Source organism: Stenotrophomonas sp. STEN038 (genome assembly GCF_056759895.1).
In genome coordinates, this window is record NZ_JBRRDW010000095.1 from 1 (window position 1) to 7,131 (window position 7,131).

Genomic DNA, 7,131 nt, shown 5'->3' on the forward strand with positions numbered 1-7,131 from the left:
GGAAACCCGTCGAAAGCCGCCAGAAATGGCGCAATTTTGATCAAATCGAGGTCGATCGAGCGCTCGACGCTGAAATCCAAGCTTCAGGGCGCTTTGATCAGACCTTCCCTAAGCTACTGAAACGTCCGTCGGCTATCAATCACCAGTTTTTTGTCGCTTGGGAAGCACCCAGTCAGGCCGCGGGAAATGGCAGGTGTAGCCGCCCGGCCGCTTTTCGAGGTAATCCTGGTGCTCCGGTTCGGCTTCCCAAAAATCGCCCACGGGTGCTACTTCCGTCACAACCTTGCCACTCCAAAGCCCGGATGCATCTACGTCGGCAATCGTGTCTTCGGCTACTCGCTTCTGGTCTTCATCGACATAGTAGATGCCAGAGCGGTAAGAGAGCCCCCGATCATTTCCCTGTCGATCCTTTGTGGTGGGATCGTGGATCTGGAAGAAATACTCCAGGATATTCCGGTAGCTCGTCTGTTCAGTATCGAAAGTGATTTCGATTCCTTCAGCATGCGTGCCGTGATTGCGATAGGTGGCGTTTAGGACGTCGCCACCTGTATAGCCGACGCGGGTCGAGATGACCCCCGGCCGTTTGCGGATCAAATCCTGCATACCCCAGAAACATCCGCCTGCTAGAACTGCACGCTGATGCATGTTAACCCTCCTTTATTTGTTCGAGATAATCGCCGTATCCTGCGGCATCCATCTCATCGCGCGGGATGAAGCGCAGAGCCGCTGAATTGATGCAGTAGCGCAGACCTCCTCGGTCGCTCGGGCCGTCAGGAAAGACATGGCCCAGATGGCTGTCGCCATGTACCGTCCTGACTGCGCCATGTGTATTGTCCCGCACCTCGTTGATGTGTGCCGGTACGATCGGCTTGGTAAAGCTAGGCCAACCCGTTCTGGAATCGAACTTGTCCGTGGAAGCGAACAGTGGCTCCCCCGAGACAACGTCAACGTAGATGCCCACCTTTTTGTTGTCGTTATACTCGCCCGTGAACGGCCTCTCGGTGCCGGCTTCTTGGGTGATCCGGCGTTGATCGGGGGTCAGGCGGTCGATTGCTTCTTGTGACTTTGTGTACTTCATATTGGGCTCCAAACTTTGGGGAACGATCCTTTCTCGACTACGCTTTCCTATAGATCCACTATCACAGTGACAGTAGGATTAATCCAATACCTTGCGGGCATGGATGCCATACCGTCTGTGCAGTTTGATGACCACTCATTGCCATTTGTACTTCGACGCGAACTGGGCGATCTGACTCAGCTCAACAGGCGTAGTGGTACCAGAGGCCACCGCCATGACGATCTCACGTTCCAATGTGAGGCCTTCGATCTGCCGAGTGACCAGGCCAGGAGCTCCGACGGACCGCTCCGGTAGAACGCAGACTGCCCTGCCCTGCCCCACGATGTGCTGAATCCAGTCTTCTCTATCTATCCGCAAGCGAGGCCGCATCACCACATCTCGTCGCGCGAAGAACTCCTGGATCTGCACTCTGTACTCGCAGCTCAACCAATCAATTAATGGATACTCCACCAAATCTTCGACACGTACGGCGCCAAATGCAGCTAATGGGTGGTCGGCTGCGCAGGCCATCACGAAACGCTCGCGAAACAGGGGCACGACCTCCAACTGCGGATCAGGGTTAGAACTCTGCGGAAAGATGCATGCGTGACACCTCCCCGAGAGCACACTCGCGATGTCCTCTTTCAATTTGAGTGCATGCAACTTGAACTCCATCGATGGAAGCTGATCCAGCGCACTGACAAAGAACGCGGCGAAGGGTTTTGCCCCGAGGGTCGGCGCAACCGCGACATCTATAACTTGATGTTTACCTTGCGCCCAATTGTCCGAGTGGAATCGCACGCTCTCCAACGCCACTAGCATCCGTCGGAACTCCAGTTCAACGTGCTCTCCCAAGCCAGAAAGACGGCTGTGTTTCCCCTTTCTGTAAATCAGCGGGCCGCCGAGCTCATCCTCCAATCGGAGTATCGCCCGCGTCAGACTAGGCTGAGAAACCCCACTCAGTTTCGCCGCAGTCGTGAAATTGAGGGTTTCGGCCAAGTTGATGAAGTAGGTGATTTGACTAAGTTCCATAGCCCTTCTGCTCTAGTGCCGAGGCGTCCTGACGGGTAATCGGAGACATACCAGCATCCGTATATATGCGCGGTGCACATAATACCTCATTTGGGCCGTGTGTGTGCGCCGCGCACATAATCCCCGATCCAGGACGATTTGTGTGTGCTACGCACATATTTGCGGGTTCTGCTCCGAAGCGTTTGCCGGTTGCGAAAGGGAATGGAAATTTGCTGTGGCGGACAAAGACCAGCCAGCCCGTCCCATCACTTGCTACAGGCGAACCTGACGTCAGTCTTGGGAGGGTTCTTTTCGCCCTGCACGCTTCCTGGAAAGCATGAAAGGGTTCTTTGGCAAGCGTTGGGGCGTTCTGCTCATCTCATTAAGGCGCGACAAGACGTCACTTCCGAATGCCTTCCAATCTTCGAAGACATCGAAGTCATGTTTCACAGCTATTGGAAATCCTTCGTAGCGAGCTTCATAGTGAAAAAATAAGGCAGTGACTACTTGAAACCAGGAAGGTCTTTATCAACATGAAGCATCTGTCACGCGCGCTTGCGGCATAAGGAGGTTCAACGGCTTATTCTCTAAGTTCGTCAGAGGTCAACCTCTCTAGCTACATGACACTAGTGGTGTGGTGCGAACTTCAGCCAATTTATTTGCGCGCGCAGTGTGAAGACCTCAGCGCTCTTTTTTAGGCGAGCCACTTCATCAGCCGTTTGCCGTCGTGAATAGACTTTCCAATTGACTATGTGGCCACTTTCGCAGGAGAAGACGACACAAATGGCTCGTTCAACATTCATTTTTAATCGCGCAAACGGCGACCAACTTTCCGGATGGCTTGAGACTCCAGAAACGACACCTCGCGGATGGGCGATTTTCGCCCACTGCTTCACCTGCGGAAAAGAAAGCCGCACTGCTGTTCACGTGTCCCGCGCATTGTCGCGTGCGGGGATTGGCGTTCTAAGGTTCGATTTTGCGGGGATCGGGAGTGACGACAGGACTGACGGCGCCATTAGCTTTGCCTCAGACATCGAAGACCTTCGAGCAGCCGCTGTCGCAATGACTGAGGCAGGTATGACGCCTTCTCTCCTCGTCGGGCATAGCTTGGGCGGCACAGCAGCTATTGCGGCCGCCGCAGAGATGCCAAGCATTGCTGCAGTGGCCACGATCGGCGCACCAGCCGACCTCCAACATATCCTGAGCCACGTGCAACCCGGTGAGCTCGGCGCGGTTGCCCGCGATGGCGAGGCCACAGTAGAGATAGCCGGTCGTCCCTTTCACATCCGCCGCAGTTTCATAGACGCAATCGAAAAAATCGACATCGAAAAGTCCATTGCCTCCCTGCGCCGCCCGATGCTGATAATGCATTCACCACTGGATCAGGTCGTTGGTATTGACCACGCGTCACGCATATTCGTCGCGTCAAGTCATCCGAAGAGCTTCATTTCTCTCGACAAGGCTGATCACTTCCTCACCGACACTTCCGACGCGAATTACGCCGCTGCCATGGTTGCCGCATGGGCTACTCGTTTTCTGCCAACGCTCTCGGTTGATCTTCCACAAGTTGAGGTCGCCAAGGGAGTGATCGCCACGGAAACCCTTGCAGGAAAGTTTCAGCTCGCCGTTCGTAGCGGTGACCACACATTGCTCGCGGACGAACCAGCTTCGGTCGGCGGCCTGGGAAGCGGACTGTCCCCTTACGAACTGGTGTCCGCGGGCCTTGCCGCCTGCACAGTGATGACAATGCGCCTTTATGCGAACCGTAAAGGCTTCCCGCTCGAGCGGGCTAGTACGACTGTTGAGCATAAGAAGGTGGCGGGCATGATGCCTTCCGACAGGTTTACTCGCACCATTGTGCTTGATGGGCCTTTGGATGAGGATCAGCGAGCTAAAATCCTGGAAATCGCTGATCGCTGTCCCGTGGACCTGACCCTTGTGCGAGGGTCGGACGTTCAGACAGAACTCTCAAGCAACTCTCAAGGGGATGCCCCCACTCCATCAACCGCATGACCTCCACGCCCCATCCCACTGAGCCCAGCCTGCCGGAAAAGAACGACTTCATCCGGCAGATCATCCGCGAGGACCTGGCGACGGGCCGGCATGCCATCGTGCGCACGCGATTCCCGCCAGAGCCCAACGGCTACCTGCACATCGGCCACGCCAAATCGATTTATCTCAACTTCGGCATCGGTCGCGAATTCGGCGGGCCGGTAATTCTACGTTTCGACGACACCAATCCCGCGAAAGAAGACCAGGAATACGTCGAGGCTATCAAGGACGACGTGCGCTGGCTGGGCTTCCAGTGGACAGAGCTGCGGCATGCGTCGGACTACTTCGAGGTGTTCTACCGCAGCGCGCTCAAGCTGGTGGAAGACGGCAAGGCCTATGTGTGCGACCTGGATGCGGAGCAGGTGCGTCAATACCGCGGCACGCTGACCGAACCGGGCCGCAATTCGCCCTTCCGCGATCGCACCGTCGCCGAGAACCTCGATCTGTTCACGCGAATGCGCGCCGGCGAGTTCCCCGACGGCGCCCGCACCCTGCGCGCGAAGATTGACATGGCCAGCGGCAACATCAACTTGCGCGACCCGGCCATCTACCGGATCAAGCACGTCGAGCACCAGAACACCGGCAACGCCTGGCCGATATACCCGATGTATGACTACGCGCACTGCCTGAGCGATGCGCTGGAAGGCATCACGCATTCGCTGTGCACACTCGAGTTTGAGGACCACCGACCGCTATACGACTGGTTCGTTGACCACGTGGACCTATTGCGGCACCCGGCGCTTTATCAGTCGGTTCTGGACGCCGGCCTAGTCGCGCCGGTGGCGAAACCGCGGCAGATCGAATCCTCGCGCCTGAACATCAACTACACCCTCACGAGCAAGCGCAAGCTGCTGGCACTAGTTGGAGAGGGCCTGGTGTCGGGCTGGGACGACCCTCGCTTGCCGACCCTGCAGGGCCTGCGCCGCCGCGGCTGCCCGCCGGCGGCGCTTCAGTTGTTCGCCGACCGCGTTGGCATCAGCAAGCAGAATTCACTGCTCGATTATTCGGTGCTAGAAGGCTGCATCCGCGACATCATGGACTCTACCTGCGCCAGAAAGTTCGCTGTGCTTGATCCTCTGAAATTGATCATCACGAATCTCGATGAGCGTCACGAGAGCCTTGTCACGTTCCCAAATCATCCTAAAGATGCCGCGTTTGGTGAGCGATCAGTTCTGTTCTCGCCGGAGATATGGATTGAGAAAGAAGATTTCGCAGAGGTTCCGACGCCCGGATTCCATCGATTGGCGCGAGATAAGGAAGTTCGATTACGCGGGGTAGGACTTATCAAGTGCCACGACATTGTGACGATAAACGGCGCAGTCCAAGAACTGCGCTGCACCCTGGATCCAGACTCGCGCCCCGGAATGCCCGGCTCCAAGCGCAAAGTTAAGGGAACGATACATTGGGTCAGTGCAAAACATGCGGTGCCGGCAGAATTCCGACTTTACGACCGGCTTTTCTCGGTTCCGGATCCGGACAATGAAGACGGCGGCATGACTTATCGAGATTTTCTAAACCCGCTGTCAATTCAAAACGCTTCCGGCTTTGTTGAACGTTCTGCAGCTTTTGTGGCTCAAGAAACTCAGTTGCAGTTCGAACGGCTTGGCTTCTTTGTCGCTGATCGCAACGCCCACGCGTCCGGCAAGCCGGTGTTCAACCGTACCGTCACCCTGCGCGACACCTGGGCAGGCAAGTCCGGTTCTTGAATGATCTGCGCGTAGCTACGCCTGACACTGCCATCTTGGTCCACCATCGATCGACTTCCAGACAGTCCAGTCCAGGTCGCATTTGGTGTTCAAACACAAGTCTCGCTGACATGCTTGAGCGCATCACGGAATCAAACTGCACCAGTCAGTTTCCGCCGTATTCGTGCGCGGCGGCGGAAGCCAACTGAGCTTCGCTGGAACCTTGCGCTCAATCTTGCGAAGCGAAGAGCTCCGAAACCGGCCAATGGCGACGCGCGGCTTTCACGAAGGCGCCAATCGCCGGTGAGTGCGGCCGCCCGCGCACGGTGGCGAGGTAGATCGTCCGCGAATACTCCGGCTCGATCAGGGGGCGGACGATCAGGTCTGAGTCCGTGACACAGTTTTCGGGGAAGAACCCGAACCCCAACCCGGCCTTGATCATCTTCTGTACCCAGTCGTCGCGCGGCGAGCTGAAGACCTTCTTGATAGTCACGCCGCGGCGAGCGAAATCGTCGGTCACCGTCTGAAAGACCTCGCAATTGGTTCGCCCGACATAGGGCTGTCCGTCCAGTTCTTCGACGCGGATTGCTTTCTTCTGCACCCACGGGTGCTCAGGGGGCAGTACGATGACGAACTTCTCGTTGAAGATCGGCACCTGATGGAACTGTTCGGGAAGCTCTTCCGGCACGCCAACCAGACTGATGTGCAGGTCGCCCTTTTCGAGTTGCTCGATCATCGCTCGGGCCTCGCCGTCAATAACACTTAACTCGACCTCAGGGTTGTCCGCCTGGAAGCGCACGATCAGATCGGCGACAAGTTGCGGGCCAATCGTGCACATCGCACCTAACGTCATTGTGACGTTCTCAAGCTTCTTCGAAGACTTGGCTGCTTGCATTGCCGCCTGGGCCGACGTCTCGACGCTTTCCAGGTAGGGGAGCATCATTTGTCCAAGCTCGGACATATGTGTGTTGCTGCGCTCGCGGTGAAACAGCGGACCGCCAAGCTCGCGCTCGAGTTGCTGGATCGCCCTGGTCAAAGCCGGCTGGCTCACCTTGCATTGCTCGGCAGCGCGCGTGAAATTGAGCGTCTTCGCTAGAGCGATGAAATACCGGACCTGCTGCATTTCCATCAGCGATACCTCCTAGCGGGTTGGCCGGATTCCTATCAAATGCTTCCGAGACGGTGTATCGGCTATGGATAGCGAATATAAACGGTTAGGGATGCTCTGAACAAATCCTTCGGCGACAATAGCGCAAGGTTCGACGGATGACGACGATGCAGCTGAGCTTCGGGGACGCGGAACACACGGGCAAGCGCAAGAAGACG

The 7,131-nt window shown here is 56.7% G+C and carries 6 protein-coding genes; 2 read left to right on the forward strand and 4 right to left on the reverse strand.

Going from position 1 to position 7,131, the window contains the following annotated elements; all coding sequences use genetic code 11:
• Positions 1 to 135 precede the first annotated feature (135 nt).
• The 3 genes from msrA to ACVOLS_RS21015 all read right to left on the reverse strand — a co-directional run bounded on the left by msrA (position 136) and on the right by ACVOLS_RS21015 (position 2,089).
• The gene (gene msrA / locus ACVOLS_RS21005) at positions 136 to 645 is read right to left on the reverse strand and encodes a peptide-methionine (S)-S-oxide reductase MsrA (RefSeq protein ID WP_180872680.1); all 510 of its coding nucleotides are present in this window, start codon (positions 643 to 645) and stop codon (positions 136 to 138) included.
• A 1-nt stretch (position 646) separates the two neighbouring features.
• A complete protein-coding gene (gene msrB, locus ACVOLS_RS21010) occupies positions 647 to 1,078 on the reverse strand; it encodes a peptide-methionine (R)-S-oxide reductase MsrB (protein ID WP_481547238.1) in 432 nt (143 codons plus the stop codon).
• A 135-nt stretch (positions 1,079 to 1,213) separates the two neighbouring features.
• Positions 1,214 to 2,089, reverse strand: coding sequence for a LysR family transcriptional regulator (locus ACVOLS_RS21015; protein WP_180872682.1), 876 nt, complete (start codon positions 2,087 to 2,089; stop codon positions 1,214 to 1,216).
• A 762-nt stretch (positions 2,090 to 2,851) separates the two neighbouring features.
• Between ACVOLS_RS21015 and ACVOLS_RS21020 the strand changes: the two genes are divergently transcribed.
• Both ACVOLS_RS21020 and ACVOLS_RS21025 read left to right on the forward strand, forming a co-directional pair.
• Positions 2,852 to 4,081: a bifunctional alpha/beta hydrolase/OsmC family protein gene (locus ACVOLS_RS21020; RefSeq protein ID WP_481515825.1), complete on the forward strand. Its 1,230-nt coding sequence runs from the start codon at positions 2,852 to 2,854 to the stop codon at positions 4,079 to 4,081.
• Positions 4,078 to 5,826, forward strand: a complete 1,749-nt coding sequence (locus tag ACVOLS_RS21025; protein ID WP_481515826.1) for a glutamine--tRNA ligase/YqeY domain fusion protein — start codon at positions 4,078 to 4,080, stop codon at positions 5,824 to 5,826. Before ACVOLS_RS21020 ends, ACVOLS_RS21025 begins: the two co-directional genes overlap by 4 nt.
• Positions 5,827 to 6,034: 208 nt before the next feature.
• Here ACVOLS_RS21025 and ACVOLS_RS21030 read toward each other — a convergent pair whose 3' ends face one another.
• Complete coding sequence (locus tag ACVOLS_RS21030; protein WP_481515827.1) at positions 6,035 to 6,934, reverse strand: LysR family transcriptional regulator; 900 nt, start codon at positions 6,932 to 6,934, stop codon at positions 6,035 to 6,037.
• Positions 6,935 to 7,131 lie beyond the last annotated feature (197 nt).

What these genes read in the sequence shown, in the direction of transcription:
- ACVOLS_RS21015 (WP_180872682.1), bottom strand. Translation starts at nt 2,089, where the DNA reads ATGGAACTTAGTCAAATCACCTACTTCATCAACTTGGCCGAAACCCTC.
- ACVOLS_RS21025 (WP_481515826.1), top strand. Translation starts at nt 4,078, where the DNA reads ATGACCTCCACGCCCCATCCCACTGAGCCCAGCCTGCCGGAAAAGAAC.
- msrB (WP_481547238.1), bottom strand. Translation starts at nt 1,078, where the DNA reads ATGAAGTACACAAAGTCACAAGAAGCAATCGACCGCCTGACCCCCGAT.
- ACVOLS_RS21020 (WP_481515825.1), top strand. Translation starts at nt 2,852, where the DNA reads ATGGCTCGTTCAACATTCATTTTTAATCGCGCAAACGGCGACCAACTT.
- msrA (WP_180872680.1), bottom strand. Translation starts at nt 645, where the DNA reads ATGCATCAGCGTGCAGTTCTAGCAGGCGGATGTTTCTGGGGTATGCAG.
- ACVOLS_RS21030 (WP_481515827.1), bottom strand. Translation starts at nt 6,934, where the DNA reads ATGGAAATGCAGCAGGTCCGGTATTTCATCGCTCTAGCGAAGACGCTC.